The following is a 14,758-nucleotide window of genomic DNA, read 5'->3' on the forward strand; positions in this document are numbered from 1 at the left end:
TGCACACCACCGGTTGCCGCCCGGGAATACCCTGATCCGGCGTGCGTGGCCGGGCGCAGGGTTTCCACGGATCACGCATTGCCGCCATGAAATACCATCAGCTGAAAGCGTTCGTCACCGTCGCGGAAGAAGGGAGCATTCGCGCGGCCGCACGGCGCCTGAACGTGTCGCCGGCGGCGCTGACGAAGGCGGTCAAGGAGCTGGAGATCGCGCTCGGCGTGTCGCTCGTCGTACGCACCGCGCGCGGCGTGCAGCTCACCGCGTTCGGCCAGCAGTTGCAGGTGCGCGCACGGCTGATCGTCGCCGAAATGCAGCGCGCCCGCGACGACATCGAGCAGGCGCAGGGCGCGATGACGGGCTCCGTCGCGGCGGCGATTACGCCGGCCGCCGCGGTGACGATCCTGCCCGATGCGTTTCGCGCGTTCCGGCGCCGCTTTCCGGTGGCGCGCGTCAATCTGATCGAAGGATTTCCGGGCGTCGCGCTGCCGCGTCTGCACGACGGCTCGCTCGATTTCGCGGTGGTCGTCGTCGTGCCCGAATTGCTGGCGGCCGAGTTCGATCATGCGGAACTCTATGCGAGCCGCTCGCTGATCGTCGCGCGCAAGGGGCATCCGCTCGCGTCGGCTACGTCGCTTGCGGATCTCGTCGAAGCCGACTGGCTGATGAACCCGTCACCGGAAAGCTCGACGCAGGTGCTGTTCAATTCATTCGTCGCGTACGGGCTGCCGGTGCCGGCGCGCGTTGTCGAATGTCCGAGCTTCGGGCTCGCGCACAGCCTGATGACGGGCTGCGACCTGGTCGCGTCGATGCCCGAGCAACTGCTCCAGGGCGAGTGGGCGCGCGATCAGCTGGCGGTGCTGCCGATCCGCGAGCGGCTGCCGGGCGTGTCGGTGCAGGTCATCACACGTCGCGACAGCCCGTTGACGCCGGCCGCGGCGATGCTGCTCGATTGCCTGCGCGATTCCGCGCGACGCAAGGGGCTGCGGTGAGCCGGTGCCGCCCTGCAATAGTCACGTAGTCATCCTGAAGATTGCAGGCTCGACATCCGGGCTGCGGCATGCAGTTCCGGCGCACGTCGCGCGAGCCGGTATCATAGCGGCCGGCCCGCCGCTCCGGCCGGCTTCCAACAACATCGCCATCCGGCATCCAGCAAGCAGAGGCATCACATGACCAGTGCAACCCAATTCGACAACGTATCGGTCGTCAAGCGCGCGAACGTCTATTTCGACGGCAAGTGCGTGTCGCATACCGTGCTCTTCCCGGACGGCACGCGCAAGACGCTCGGCGTGATTCTGCCGTGCGCGCTCAACTTCGGCACGGACGCGCCCGAATTGATGGAAGTGCAAGCCGGCAAGTGCCGCGTGAAGCTCGACGGCAGCAGCGAATGGCAGGCCTACGGCGCTGGCGAATCGTTCTCGGTGCCGGGCAAGAGCCGCTTCGACATCGAAGTGCTCGAGACGCTCGATTACGTCTGTAGCTACCTGTAAGACCCGCTCGCGCAACAAAAGAAAAGCCCCGCCGAAGCGGGGCTTATAGCAAGCGGATGGCGCAAGGCCATCCGGAGCGCCTGTTCTCGTTACAGGCAGGCGTTGATGTCGCCGGCGGAAGCGGCGTTGCCGCCGCGGAAACCGACCCAGGTCTTCGCGTTCGCGGTGTTGGCCGGGCGCACTACGGCGGCGGCCCCATTCGGCGGCTGCTGGCCCGGCGCATAAACGGCCATTGCGAGGCCGTTCGCCATTTCATACTGTGACGTCACCTGTTGCTGCGACTTGTCGGCCCAGGTCTTGGCGATGCACTGCGCCACTTGGTCGGCCGGTTTCTGGCTTTGTCCCACGTTTTGCACGGCAGGATCGGCTGCATGAGCAGAAAATGCCACGGTCAATGCGATGAGCGGTAAGTATTTCGCGTTCACGTTATCTCCCTCGAGTCGTGATTGATTGAGTGGGATGCGCAGCAGTACTGCGTACAAGTGAGATCGCATCGGACAAGCACGGTTCCGGCTATTCCGAAACAAGTTGTTAACGCGCTTGCCAAACGGCGGCTCCGGTGCTTTGCAGTTCTGCTGCGGCGCGGCATGCATCGTGTGCGGCCCGTCCGTGGACGGGTGACGCGGCAACGACGTCATGCGTTGCCCGGTCGGCGCGCTGCCCGGTCGTGTGGTGAGGTGACGGCCACGGCGAGCGGCATGTGTGTGCATGCCGCGCCGCGACTCTTTATCTGATGGCGAAGTGGAATGGCTGATTGGTGGCCCCGTCGCATGAGCACCATGATGACAAACTTTCGCCGGTCGAATTGTTAACCAACTTTAAACCCGGAGCGCCGAAATGCGATGCGGCGCGCGAGGGGCGCGCCGCATCGTGCAGCGAGGTGAGGGCGCCGTGCGCGGCCGGGGTGCCGCGCCGGCTGGTTGCGTCAGCCGACCTTGCGCGTGCCGGCGTCGCGCAGGTTGACCGGCACGACCGGGCGGAAGCGCTCGCGCTTCTGTTCGTCGTCGAAGTGCTGGAGCGCGGGCTTGATGAGGTCGCTGCGCGACACGATGCCCGTGATGCGCAGCGATTGCTCGTCGTCGACGACCGGCAGGCGTTCGAGGCCGAGCATCGCGAGTCGCGACGCGACGACGCGGCACGTTTCGTGCGCAAGCGCGACGGCCGGCGCGCGGTTGGCGAACGCGCCGGAGATGGGCGTGTCGGCCGCGGCTTGCGCGCGCTGCGCGTCGAGCGTCGCGCGATCGACGAGACCGAGCAGGCGGCCGTTCTGCACGACCGGGTACGCGCGGTGCGTCTGCTTCGCGCCGAAGTACTGCGAATCGACGGTATCGAGCGTCGATGCGCCGTCGATCGCGACGAGCCGATCGGCGGACGTCATCACTTCGCCGATGTCATGCCGCTCGAGCGGATCGACGCCGTATTCGCGATAGATGTGATAGCCGCGGCGCGCGATCTTTTCCGTCATGATCGAGCGCTTCATCACGATGGTCGCGAAGCCGTGCGCGACGAGCGTCGCCGCGAGCAGCGGCAGCAGCGCGTTGGCGTCGTGCGTGAGGCCGAACGCGAACACGATCGCGGTCAGCGGGGCGCCGAGCGTCGCGCCGAGCGTCGCGGCCATGCACACGAGCGGCCACAGCGCCGGATCGCCGCCCGGCAGCATCGGCGACAGCACGGTGCCGAGGCCGGCGCCGAGCATCAGCAGCGGGGCGAGCACACCGCCCGACGTGCCCGAGCCGAGCGCGATCACCCACATCACGGCCTTCACGATCAGCAGCGCGAGCGCGATCTTCAGCGCGATGTGCTGGTGCAGCAGGTCGCCGATCACGTCGTAGCCGACGCCGAGCGCGCGCGGTTCGAGCCAGCCGCCGATGCCGATCACGATCGCGCCGAGCGCGGGCCACCACATCCAGTGCACCGGCAGCTTCGCGAAGGTGTCCTCGACGCGGTACAGCGCAGCCGACAGCCCGCATGCGAGCATGCCCGACAGCAGGCCCGCGACGATGCACGACAGCAGCGCGACGGGGGTCGGCGCGGCCGTGGTCAGCGGAAACAGCGGATCGACGCCGAAGAACAGCGCGCGTGCAAAACCTGCCACCGCGCATGAGAGCGCGACCGGCAGGAAACTGCGCGGACGCCATTCGAACAGCAACAGTTCGACCGCGAGCAGCACGGCGGCGACCGGCGTGCCGAACACGGCCGTCATGCCGGCGGCCGCACCCGCGACGAGCAGCGTCTTGCGCTCGGCGGCGGTCACGTGCACGCATTGCGCGATCAGCGAGCCGAGCGCGCCGCCCGTCATGATGATCGGGCCTTCGGCGCCGAACGGGCCGCCGCTGCCGATCACGACGCCGGACGACAGCGGCTTGAGGATCGCGACCTTCGGCGACATGCGGCTCTTGCCGAACAGGATCGCCTCGATCGCTTCCGGAATGCCGTGGCCGCGGATCTTTTCCGAACCGAAGCGCGCCATCATCCCGACGATCAGCCCGCCGATCACCGGCACGGCGATCACCCACGCGCCGAGCGTGTTGTTCGCGGGAGAGTGGTCGGCGAACGAGAACTGCTGGAAGAAGAACAGGTTCGTGAACAGGTGGATCAGGCTCAACAGCACGAACGCGCCAAGCGTGCTGAGCAGGCCGATCCCGGCGGCAAGCAACGCGATCCTGGGCAGGCGTTCGTTGGTCGAGAAATCGCGTTTGTGTGGTGCGTTCATCTGAGTGGAAAAGACAAGGGTCAGTAATCGATCTGCGGAACCTGGAACGCGTCCTTGAGCGACTTCAGCTCGGCGCGATGCATGGCCGCGAGGCGTGCGAGCAGCGTCTCGCCGGCTTGCTCGAGGTGGACCTCGACCTGCCGGCGGTCCGCTTCGCTGGTCTTGCGCTTCACGAGCCCGAGCGCTTCGCAGCGCGTCACCAATGCGACGACGCCGTGATGCTGCGCCTGCAGGCGTTCCGCGATTTCGCCGATGGTCGCCCATTCGCGATGCGGATAACCCTTGATGTGCAGCAGCAGCAGGTATTGCAGCGGCGTCACGCCTTCGCTTTGCGCGGCGCGTTCGGAGAAGCGCTCGAAGCAGCGCATCTGGTAGCGGAACTCGGACAGTTGCTGGAAATCGCTTTTGGCCAGCGCGCGTCGGGTATCGTTCATCGAGGTCGGTCGGGCAGTCGGTTTCGGTAGCGGGAAATATATCACAATATGATATAAATGACCGGGTTTTCGCGGAATGAATGCATTCTTCGTTGCGTCGGCGTGACGTCGATGCGACGCCGGCGTTAAGCGGCCTCGAGCATCTGCGTCTGCTGGTAAAGGCCCGTGACGAGATCCGTCTGCGTAATGATCCCGACGAGCCGGCGCGATGCATCGACGACCGGAATGTGGTGGTGGCCCGAATGCGTGAATAGCGGCACGAGCGCCGTGATCGGCATCGTTTCCGGCACGAACGCGACGTCGCGCGTCATCACGGACGCGACGCTGGCCGGCTGGCCGCCGAACGATTGCGGCAGCCGTGCGGACAGGCGTTGCCACAGCGGGGTCGGGCGGCGCAACTGGCGCGTGAGGTCGGCGCGCGTGACGATGCCGGTCAGGCGGCCGTCGCCGTCGACGACGGGCAGCGCTTTCACGCGGTGGCGGTCGAGCAGCGTGAGCGCGGCCGTGACCGACGTCGACGGCGCGGCCTCGATCGCATTCTTCGTCATCAGGTCGGCGCACGTGAGCTGGCCGAACGTGCGCGTATAGGCCTGCATCTCGGTTTCGCGCAGCAGCGTTTCGAGATCGTCCGGATCGACGTCGAGCCATTCGCTGCGGCGCTTCAGCACCGCGTCGAGGTCGCTGCGCGTGAAGCCGCCGCGCGCCGGTGCGGCGCCGCCGGCGTGTGGTTTCGCTTCGGGGCGCACGCCGCCGTGCGGGTAGCGGTGCCCGGTCAGCGCGTGATACGCGAGCGCGGCCGACAGCAGGATCGCCGATTGCAGCGCGATCGGCTCCAGCACGAAACTGAACCCGAGCGCATGGATCGCCGGGCCGCCGACCACGGCCGTGAGCGCGACGGCGCCCGATGGCGGGTGCACGCAGCGCAGCACGAACATGCCGCCGATCGCACAGGCGATCGCGACCGCGGCGGCCGTAATCGGATCGGCGATCCATTGCGCGCACGCGACACCGACCGTCGCCGCGACGAGATTGCCGCCGATGATCGACCACGGCTGCGCGAGCGGACTCGCCGGCACCGCGAACAGCAGCACGGCCGACGCCCCCATCGGCGCGACGAGCAGCGGCACGAGGCCCGGCACGCCGGGCAGCAGCCGCATCGTGGCGCCGACCGTCGCGATGCCGACGAGCGCGCCCGTGCACGAACGCAGGCGCTCGCGCCAGCCAAGCGACATCGGATGGGGAATGAAGCTGTGCAGCCATTGCCGCAACGTGCGGCGCGACGAAGAGGAGCCTGACGACATGGACGGTAAGCGGTAAGGATGACGGCGCGGGCGCGCAGCGACAAAAGCGGAATTATATCGCGTTGTGATACAAATTGCCGCATCGCATCATGCCGTTGCACGCGCGCGACGCGCGAGCCTTGCAAAAACCTTTCGTCTGATGAGAACCCGGACGCCGGGCAATAGCGCAAATTTGTCTGCAGCGGCGTACAATTCCGGCCACTGAATCTCCCCGTTATGCCAGAACCACGTACGCGATGCCCGCTCTCCCGCCTTTCCCCCGGCACGGTGATCGATTCGACGTGGTTCGCGGCTGCGTTCCGTTCCCCCTGACGCGAGCGCTGCCGACGCCTCCCCACTGACTCTCCCCAAGCCAATTCAATGGACATGCTCGAAAACATGCGCCTGTTCGTGCGCGTTGTCGAAGCCGGCAGTTTTACTGCGGTCGCGAAGGAAATCGACGCGACCACCGCGCAGGTGTCGCGCGCGGTATCGAACCTCGAAGCGCACGTACAGACGCGCCTGCTGCATCGCACGACGCGCCATCTCGGCCTGACCGAAAGCGGTGAACGCTATTTCGAGCGCGCGAAATCGATCCTCGCGGAAATCGACTATGCGAACGCGGAGGCGCGCAACGCGCTGCTGCGGCCGAGCGGCAAGATGCGCATCCACGCGATGACGGGGCTCGGGCAGAGTCATGTCGTGTCGTCGATCGTCCGTTACCAGGAGGACAACCCCGATGTGTCGGTCGAGCTGACACTTGCGCAGCGGATGCCGAATCTGGTCGAGGAGGGCTACGACGTGTCGATCGTGACGGCGTCGCAGCTACCCGACTCGGGCTACGTCGCGCAGACCTGCGGCACGAGCTGCAGCGTGCTCGTCGCGTCGCGCGAATACCTGGCGCGACACGGCACGCCGCAGTCGCCCGACGCATTGCCGAACCATGTGTGCCTGCGCCTCGACACGCCCGCATCGCCGGCCAGCGAATGGCGGCTCGAGCGCAGCGACGGCGAGGAGGCCATCTACGCGCTGCAGCCGGCGCCGTTCCAGGTCAACGTGCCGGACGCGCTGTGCGTCGCGGTGCGCGCCGGGCGCGGGATCGCGTGCGTCGCGCTGTATACGGTGCTCGACGACATCCGCGAAGGAAGGCTGATCCGCGTGCTGCCCGAGTACCGTCTGCAGACGGTGAGCGTGTATGCCGTCTACGCGACGCGACGCTATCTCGACGCGAAGATCCGCACGTTCCTCGACCACCTGCGCACGACGCTTACGCCCGCGCTGGAGAACGACCTGCGCGAACTCGACCGGCTGACGACCGAGCAGACGCCGGGCGGCCGCAAGCGCGCTTGAGCGCACCTGCGGGCGGGCGCCGCGGCGATGTTCATGCGCCCGGCGTGATGCGAATCCGCTCGAAGCGGCCCGCGAGCCATGCGTACGCGACGATGCCGATCAACCCGTGTGCGGCGACGAACCACAAGGCGCCGGCGAACGAGCCCGTGCTGGCGACGAAATAGCCGATCACGAGCGGCGTGACGATCCCGGCGATGTTGCCGAGGCCGTTGAACACGCCGCCGCTCAGGCCGACCATCCCTTCCGGCGCCGTGTCGGCGAGCACGGCCCAGCCGACTGCCGCGAGCCCCTTGCCGAAGAACGCGATCGTCATCAGCGCGATCACGACCGCGTTCGACGATGCGCCGTTCGCGAGCACCAGCAGCGTCGCCATCGCCATCCCCACGACGAACGGCGTCTTGCGCGCCCTTGACGGATGCATGCCGCGCCGGATCAGCCAGTCCGACAGCACGCCGCCGAGCACGCCGCCCGTGAACCCGCAGATCGCCGGCAGTGCGGCGACCCAGCCGGCCTCCATGATCGTCATCCCGCGCCCCTTGATCAGGTAGATCGGAAACCACGTGATGAAGAAGTAGGTGAGCGCCGTGATGCAGTACTGGCCGATGTAGATCGCCCACAGGTTCCGGTGGCGGAACAGTTGCGATACGTCGTGCCACGACACGCGCGCCCGATGGCGCACGCGGTTCGCCTCGAGGTCGACGAGCGCGCCGTGTGCGCGCAGGTAGTCGCGCTCCGCGTCGCTCACGCGCGGATGGCCATGCGGCTCGCGATACCACGCGAACCACAGCGCCGCGAGCGCGATGCCGAGCATCCCCATCCACAGGAACACGTGCGCCCAGCCGAGCGCATGCGTGAGCCATGCCATCGCGGGCGTGAACAGCACGACCGCCATGTATTGCGCGGAATTGAACAAGGCCGACGCCGTACCGCGTTCGGCGGTCGGGAACCAGCACGCGACGATCCGCGAATTGGCCGGGAACGCCGGCGATTCGACGAGGCCGAGCATGAAGCGCATCGCGAACAGCGTGAGCGTCGCGGCCGCGCCCTGCACGGCGAGCCAGCCGACCGTACCCTGCAGCATCGTGAATACCGACCACAGCAGCAGGCTCAGGCCGTATACGCGCCGCGCGCCGAAGCGGTCGAGCAGCCAGCCGCCCGAGATCTGGCCGATCGCATAGGCCCATGCGAATGCCGAAAAGACGATGCCGAGCTGCACGGGCGTCAGCCCGAGGTCGTGCGCGACGCCGGTGCCGGCGATCGACATCGTCGCGCGGTCCGCATAGTTGATGACGGTGACCGCGAAAATCAGCGCGAGGACCGCATAGCGGACGCGGCCGATCGCGCGGGAGGCGGCGGGCGACGCGGCGAGGGCGGCGCCGCTGGATCGATTGGACATGCGTGTCTCCTGGGCTCCGTCGTGCGGAGCCATCTGGTGTTGTAACGGGGGCGGCGGCCGTGCGGCGGTCAACTCGTGATGCTGGTCGGCGGGCGCTGGCCCGCGAAGCACGCGGCAAGGTTGGCGAGCACGATCCGGCCCATTTCGTCGCGCGTTTCGCGCGTTGCGCTCGCACGGTGCGGCTGCACGACGACGCGGTCGAGCTCGAGCAGCGCGGCCGGCACGTGCGGCTCGTTCGCGAACACGTCGAGGCCCGCGCCGGCGATCGTGCCGTCGGCAAGCGCGCGCACGAGCGCCGCTTCGTCGATCAGCTTGCCGCGCGCGACATTGATCAGGAATCCTGCTGGACCGAGCGCGGCGAGCACGTCGGCCGTCACGAGCACGTTGCCGTGATCGGCCGATGCCGCGATCACGAGCACGTCGCTGTCGCGCGCGAGCGCGGCGAGGTCGGGCACGAAGCGATAGCCGCTGTCGCGATGCTCGCGCGGGCCGAAGTAGCTGACGGGCATCCGGAACGCCTGCGCGCGCTGCGCGATCGCGCGTCCGACGCGGCCGAGCCCGACGATGCCGAGCCGCTTGCCCGTCACCTGCGTCGCGAGCGGCTGCGCCGCCTTGCCCCAGCGGCCGGCGCGCACGATCCGCTCGCCGGCCCCGAGGTCGCGCAGGGTCATCAGGATCAGCCCCAGCGCCATGTCGGCGACGTCGTCGGTCAGCACGTCGGGCGTGGTCGTCACGTGGATGCCGCGCGCCCGGGCGCGGTCGAGATCGACGGCGTCGGTGCCGATGCCGCTGATCGCGACGATCTCGAGCGCGCTCAGCCGGTCCATCAGCGTGGCGGACAGGCCGTTCGCACCGCCGGTCACGACACCGCGAATGCGCGACGCAACGCGATCGAGCAGCGCGTCCGGTTGCTCGGCCGCATACAGCCGGTGCACCGCGTAGCGGGCGGACAGTTCGGCGTCGATGGCGTCGGGAAGCGGCTGGGTGAGCAGGATGTCGATGGTCATGAAGGTCTCGGTCGTCGTGCGCGGCGTGGGCCGCGCATCAGGTGCAACCGAGTATAGAAATCGTATCGATATCGGTCTAACATCAAAAGACTATCGATTGATTCAAGATTTGGATGATTGAACTGCACCAGCTTCGCTGCTTCGTCGCGGTCGCCGAGGAACTGCATTTCGGCCGCGCGGCCAGGCGGCTTTTCATGACCCAGCCGCCGCTCAGCCGGCAGATACAGCTGCTCGAGCACGCGCTCGGCATCGCGCTGCTCGAGCGCAGCAGCCGGCAGGTCAGGCTGACCGCGGCCGGCGAGCGCTTCCTGCGCGACGCGCGGCACATCCTCGAATTCTCCGCACGGGCCGAACAGGCCGCGCAGCGCGTCGCGCACGGCGGGGCCGGCCGCATCACGCTTGGCTTCACGGCCGTCAGCGCGTACCGGATGATTCCGGTGTTGCTCGCGCATGCGGCGCATGCGCTGCCGGACGTCGATGTCGAATTGCGCGAGATGGTGTCGACCGTGCAGATCGACGCGCTCGCATCGCGGATGCTCGACGCGGGTTTCGTGCGCCAGCGCGCCGCGCGTCAGCCGCTCGAATACCGGCTCGTGCAGCGCGAACCGATGCTGGTCGCGGTCGCGGAAGGCGCGCCGCTCGCCGCGTACGCGCGGATCGGCCCCGACGAGCTCGACCGGCAGCCGTTCATCGCGTATTCGCCGAACGAGGGGAAGTACTTCCACGACATGATCTCGGGGATGTTCGCTGGCGCCGGGCGGCTGCCGAACTACCTGCATTACGTCGGGCAGACGCATACGATCCTTGGCCTCGTGCGCGCAGGGCTCGGCGCGGCGCTCGTGCCGGCTTCGGCGCGCGAGCTGCATGTGGACGGCGTGGTGTTCCGGCCGCTGACGAGCGTCAACGTGGCGGCCGAGCTGTATCTCGCGTGGCGCGCGGACAACGACAATCCGGCGCTGCCGGTGTTCAACGCGATGGTCGAGCGGTTTCTCGCGCAGGAGCCGGATGACGCGGCGGCGTAATGCGCCCATGTCGTGTGACAAGCTTTCAATCCGGAAGCTTGCCGCATGCAATGACAAGCAATCCTGATCGAGCGCGGCAGCCGGGCGTCGTGCGAATCCTTACCGTCATGAAAGCTGCCGAGATGCCTGCGTTTCAACGGCGGAACGCGGCGGTTCGCTGCACTGCGACAACCGCTTGACGCTGCATGCCGGTCGGCGCACGATACGTCCGTGCATTTGGAGCGGGACGCGCCGGCCGCGCGGTTCCTGCACCCGCGATACGCAAAAGAACAACGATGAGCCTTTACGCACTCGTACCGGAATCCCGGCCCCGCATCTGTCGGCCTGCCGGAGCAACGATTCTCCCGACGCCCGTCGCGTCACGTATCCGTCATCCCGTTTCGTACCGTGCATCGGTACACTTTCCCGTCCGCGCGAAGGTCGCGACGATGTCCGGCGTTGTTCTGCGCCGCCGCATCGCGCCGCAGCCTGCCGCCCCCGATTTCCGCATCCCGAACGGCGCCTACACCGGCGTCTCGTGACGCCCGCCGGCGCCCGTCCTTTGTATTGCGCCGCCGGCTTTCCCGACCGTCCGGCGGCACCGGAGTCCGAAGCATTTCGATTGAGCTTGACGCAGCAAACGCACGCAGTTCGGTTCGAGGTTCAAGGAGAAAAACTCATGTCGCAGCTTTCGAATGAAGCAAACGGCAGTTCGGGGAATGGCAAGGTAAAGCTGATCAAGTGGGCGATCATCATCGCCGGCGTCGCCATCGCGGCGCCGGCCGCGCTGTTCATCCTGAAGGGGATGATCGCGCTGGTCACGGCGGGCGTCATCGGCCTCGGCGCGATCTATTTCGCGCCGGTCGTCGCGATGAAGTTCGCGAACCAGAAGGTGAAGATGATCGTCGAGGAGGCGCAGGCGAATCCGATCGAGACGCTGATCAACCAGCTCGCGGAAAAGCGCCAGGCGGCACAGAAATTCGCGGACAGCATCACCGCGTTCCGCACCGAGGTGAAGAACTTCGAGGGCAAGACGGAACTGTTCGAGAAGCAGTATCCGGACGATGCGCCGCGTTTCCGGTCGCAGCTCGATACGATGAAGCAGCTCCTCGCGTTTCGCGAGGGCCGCTACAAGCAGGTGCAGGCCGAACTGAAGAATTTCGCCCTGGCGATCGACCGCGCGAAGGCGATGTGGGACATGTCGCAGGCGGCGCAGCAGATGAACAAGCTCGCGGGCCGGCAGGCGGCCGACACGTTCGAGCAGATCAAGACCGACGTGGCCGTCGATTCGGTGATGCGCTCGGTCAACAAGGCGTTCTCCGAAATGGAGACGTCGCTGATGGATAACCCCGAGGTCAAGCAGGCGCAGCAGCAGGCGGTGATGAACGGCAGCCATGTGCCCGGGCCCGATGCGGCGAATCCCGCTGTGTTGCCGTCGAAACAACAATAACTTCCCGCAGGCACGCAACCATGAAAAAACTTCTCGGCGCAGTCGCGTTTCTGGTGGTGCTCGTCGGCGTATGGATCGTGCATCAGGGCGGCCTGTCGACGCTGATTCCCGCGCATGACGCGGCCCCGGCCCCGGCCCCGGCCGCGACGTCCGCGCAGGCGGGCGACACGGGCCAGCCCGCGCAGCCGTCGCCGTCGGCCAACGTGCTGCCGGCCGGCTTCACGCCGCAGGCCAGCGCGCTGAAATCGATTGCCGAAAACGGCATCGTGCGGATCTCGGTGCAGAACCCGAGCGAACCGTTCTTCGGCGAGGCCAAGGGCGCACCGCACGGCTTCAACGTCGAATTCGCGCGGCTGCTGTTCGCGGATCCGTCGTTCTCGCACGGCGGCAAGCCGGTCGCCGTCGATACGCGTCACGAGGTCGACACGTACCCGGGCGTGCCGAAGCAACTGCTCGATACGGACGCAAAGGGGAACCACGTCGTCGATGTGGCGATGGACGGGCTGACGTTCCCGGACAACACGCCGGCGGGGGTTGTCTATTCGGTGCCGTATGTCGACGATTTCGGCTATTCGCTGATCGTGCGGCAAGGGTCCGCGATCCGCTCGACCGACGATCTCGCAGGCAAGACGGTCGGCATCCTGAAGGGCGACCCCGACGTGCGCGCGTTCGTCACGCGCCAGTATCCGAACGTGCGGTTCGTCGAGGTCGACGATTCCGATCCGGCGTTCATCGCGAAGAGCATCGACGGCCATACGGTCGACGCGTTCATCTACGACTATCCGTTCGCGGTCAGCTCGATCAAGGACACCGACCTGAAGTTCGCGGTGACCAAGCTCGACGGCTCGAACATCGCGTACAAGATCGGCGTGCGCGCCGACGACCAGGATCTGCTGATCTACCTGAACGCCGCGATCGCAAAGCTCAAGCAGTCGCCGCAGTATCTCGACCTGCTGCGCAAGTACTTCGTCAGCGACCAGGCGGTGACGACCGCGGCCGCGTCGGGCGAACACACGTATGTGGTGAAGACGGGCGACACGCTGAACATGATCGCGGCCAGCAAGCTCGGCAGCGGCCAGCGCTATCGCGAGATCCAGCGCCGCAACAACCTTGCCAATCCGAACCTGATCCTGGCCGGCCAGCATCTGGTGATTCCGGTGCGGTAGCGGTCGCGTGAAGTGAAGGCGTGTGAAGGGACGTGAAAGGAAGCGCGCGGCACGGCGGTGATTCGCCGTGCCGTGCGCGTATGGGCGTCAGTGGTCAGTGGGTAAACGACAGGAACAGGTACGCGGCGAACAGCGACAGGTGCACGACGCCGTGCAGCACCGTCGTGCGCCCCTGGCTGAGCGTCAGCGTGCTGACGAGCAGCGTCAGCGCCAGCAGCACGGTTTCCATCGCGCCGATGCCGAGCGTGAGCGGCTGGCCGACCCAGATGAACACTGCGGCGACGGTCGGGATCGTGAGCCCGATGCTCGCGAGCGCCGAACCGAGCGCGAGGTTCATGCTGGTCTGCAGCCGGTTCGCGCGCGCAGCCGTGACGGCCGCGAGCGCTTCGGGCAGCAGCACGAGCGCCGCAATCACGATGCCGACCGCGGCTTCGGGTGCGCCGAGCTTCATCACCGCGTGCTCGACGGCCGGTGACAGCAGCTTCGCGAGCAGCACGACCGCGATGAGGCTCACGAACAGCAGCAGCAGGCTGATCAGCGCGGTGCGGCCGCTCGGCGGCGCCGCGTGCACTGCTTCGTTCTCGCTGCCGTGATCGGCGAGGAAGTAGTCGCGGTGGCGCACGGTCTGCACGAACACGAACACGCCGTACAGCACGAGCGACGACACGCCGGCGAACGCGAGCTGCGATTTCGAGAACTGCGGGCCCGGCACGGCGCTCAGGTAGTTCGGCATCACGAGCGATAGCACCGACAGCGACGCGAGCACCGCGAGCGCCTTGCTCGCGCCGCGCCCCTGGAAGTCCTGTTCGCCGTGCTTCCACGCGCCGACCAGCAGGCAGATGCCGACGATGCCGTTGCAGATGATCATCACGGCGGCGAACACGGTGTCGCGCGCGAGGCCCGATTTCTCGGGGCCCGCGCCGAGCATCACCGACACGATCAGCGCGACCTCGATGACGGTCACGGCGACCGCGAGCACGAGCGTGCCGAACGGCTCGCCGACCCGGTGGGCGACGACTTCCGCATGGTGGACGGCGGCGAACACCGCGCCGGCGAGCGCGGCGGCGAACACCGCGATGACGAGGCCTTCGGCCGGCACGGCGCGCGACAGCGCGAGTACCAGCCATGCGGCAAGCGGGGCCCAGAGGGTCCAGCGCGGGAGCTGGTTGGACGAGAGCGGCATGAAGGGTTTCCTTATGCGAGTGGCGGCGCGCGACGCGCCATCACGGATTGACGAAGCCCGGCCGGGCAATCCGCCGAACGAGGACGATGAAACCGAAGGGTGGCCGCGCGCAAAGGCGCTGCCTCGAGTTCGCCGCGGCGGGGCGGCGAGGGGCGCGGGCGGGCCGAGGCCCGTCGCTGGATGAAACGGTTCGATGCGGTTGGCCGCCGACGGCGAGGCGAGCACACGTGACGACGCGCGGGCCGGAGGCTCGGTTCCGACCCCTGAAGGGCGGCCGGCGATGGACAGCGG

The 14,758-nt window shown here is 67.4% G+C and carries 14 protein-coding genes; 7 read left to right on the top strand and 7 right to left on the bottom strand.

The features are described from left to right. The first annotated feature begins 86 nt into the window (after positions 1-86). A complete protein-coding gene (locus tag CUJ89_RS22800) occupies positions 87-989 on the top strand; it encodes a LysR substrate-binding domain-containing protein (protein WP_114179685.1) in 903 nt (300 codons plus the stop codon). Between the two features lie 177 nt (positions 990-1,166). Continuing rightward, the gene (locus CUJ89_RS22805) at positions 1,167-1,487 is read left to right on the top strand and encodes a pyrimidine/purine nucleoside phosphorylase (protein WP_069617951.1); all 321 of its coding nucleotides are present in this window, start codon (positions 1,167-1,169) and stop codon (positions 1,485-1,487) included. 89 nt (positions 1,488-1,576) lie between these two features. Here the strand turns inward: CUJ89_RS22805 and CUJ89_RS22810 are convergent, their stop codons facing one another. The 4 genes from CUJ89_RS22810 to CUJ89_RS22825 all read right to left on the bottom strand — a co-directional run bounded on the left by CUJ89_RS22810 (position 1,577) and on the right by CUJ89_RS22825 (position 5,935). After that, positions 1,577-1,912: a hypothetical protein gene (locus tag CUJ89_RS22810; RefSeq protein WP_114179686.1), complete on the bottom strand. Its 336-nt coding sequence runs from the start codon at positions 1,910-1,912 to the stop codon at positions 1,577-1,579. Between the two features lie 500 nt (positions 1,913-2,412). Next, positions 2,413-4,200 carry a chloride channel protein gene (locus CUJ89_RS22815; RefSeq protein ID WP_114179687.1) on the bottom strand — a complete coding sequence of 596 codons (1,788 nt, stop codon included), beginning with the start codon at positions 4,198-4,200 and terminating at the stop codon, positions 2,413-2,415. Positions 4,201-4,220: 20 nt separating this feature from the next. Then, positions 4,221-4,634, bottom strand: coding sequence for a MarR family winged helix-turn-helix transcriptional regulator (locus CUJ89_RS22820; RefSeq protein ID WP_114179688.1), 414 nt, complete (start codon positions 4,632-4,634; stop codon positions 4,221-4,223). A gap of 125 nt (positions 4,635-4,759) precedes the next feature. Beyond that, positions 4,760-5,935, bottom strand: coding sequence for an HPP family protein (locus tag CUJ89_RS22825; RefSeq protein ID WP_114179689.1), 1,176 nt, complete (start codon positions 5,933-5,935; stop codon positions 4,760-4,762). 360 nt (positions 5,936-6,295) lie between these two features. Between CUJ89_RS22825 and CUJ89_RS22830 the strand changes: the two genes are divergently transcribed. Further along, a complete protein-coding gene (locus CUJ89_RS22830; protein ID WP_114179690.1) occupies positions 6,296-7,264 on the top strand; it encodes a LysR family transcriptional regulator in 969 nt (322 codons plus the stop codon). A 31-nt stretch (positions 7,265-7,295) separates the two neighbouring features. Here the strand turns inward: CUJ89_RS22830 and CUJ89_RS22835 are convergent, their stop codons facing one another. Both CUJ89_RS22835 and CUJ89_RS22840 read right to left on the bottom strand, forming a co-directional pair. Next, positions 7,296-8,660 (bottom strand): MFS transporter, encoded by a 1,365-nt coding sequence (locus CUJ89_RS22835; protein WP_114179691.1) that lies wholly within the window; start codon positions 8,658-8,660, stop codon positions 7,296-7,298. Positions 8,661-8,728: 68 nt separating this feature from the next. After that, a complete protein-coding gene (locus CUJ89_RS22840; protein ID WP_114179692.1) occupies positions 8,729-9,667 on the bottom strand; it encodes a 2-hydroxyacid dehydrogenase in 939 nt (312 codons plus the stop codon). Here CUJ89_RS22840 and CUJ89_RS38875 point away from each other — a divergent pair. The 4 genes from CUJ89_RS38875 to CUJ89_RS22855 all read left to right on the top strand — a co-directional run bounded on the left by CUJ89_RS38875 (position 9,666) and on the right by CUJ89_RS22855 (position 13,284). Continuing rightward, positions 9,666-9,788 carry a hypothetical protein gene (locus CUJ89_RS38875; protein ID WP_265341773.1) on the top strand — a complete coding sequence of 41 codons (123 nt, stop codon included), beginning with the start codon at positions 9,666-9,668 and terminating at the stop codon, positions 9,786-9,788. The genes CUJ89_RS22840 and CUJ89_RS38875 overlap by 2 nt on opposite strands. Then, on the top strand, positions 9,781-10,689 hold the full coding sequence (locus tag CUJ89_RS22845; RefSeq protein ID WP_114179693.1) for a LysR substrate-binding domain-containing protein: 909 nt from the start codon (positions 9,781-9,783) through the stop codon (positions 10,687-10,689). Before CUJ89_RS38875 ends, CUJ89_RS22845 begins: the two co-directional genes overlap by 8 nt. A gap of 175 nt (positions 10,690-10,864) precedes the next feature. Beyond that, positions 10,865-12,118, top strand: a complete 1,254-nt coding sequence (locus CUJ89_RS38590; protein WP_236655061.1) for a hypothetical protein — start codon at positions 10,865-10,867, stop codon at positions 12,116-12,118. Positions 12,119-12,138: 20 nt separating this feature from the next. Further along, the gene (locus tag CUJ89_RS22855; protein WP_114179695.1) at positions 12,139-13,284 is read left to right on the top strand and encodes a LysM peptidoglycan-binding domain-containing protein; all 1,146 of its coding nucleotides are present in this window, start codon (positions 12,139-12,141) and stop codon (positions 13,282-13,284) included. Between the two features lie 94 nt (positions 13,285-13,378). On the opposite strand, the gene CUJ89_RS22860 is transcribed toward CUJ89_RS22855, so the two are convergent. Then, positions 13,379-14,467, bottom strand: coding sequence for a calcium:proton antiporter (locus CUJ89_RS22860; protein WP_114179696.1), 1,089 nt, complete (start codon positions 14,465-14,467; stop codon positions 13,379-13,381). Positions 14,468-14,758: the final 291 nt, after the last annotated feature.

The organism is Burkholderia pyrrocinia (assembly GCF_003330765.1).
Lineage (GTDB): Bacteria > Pseudomonadota > Gammaproteobacteria > Burkholderiales > Burkholderiaceae > Burkholderia > Burkholderia pyrrocinia_B.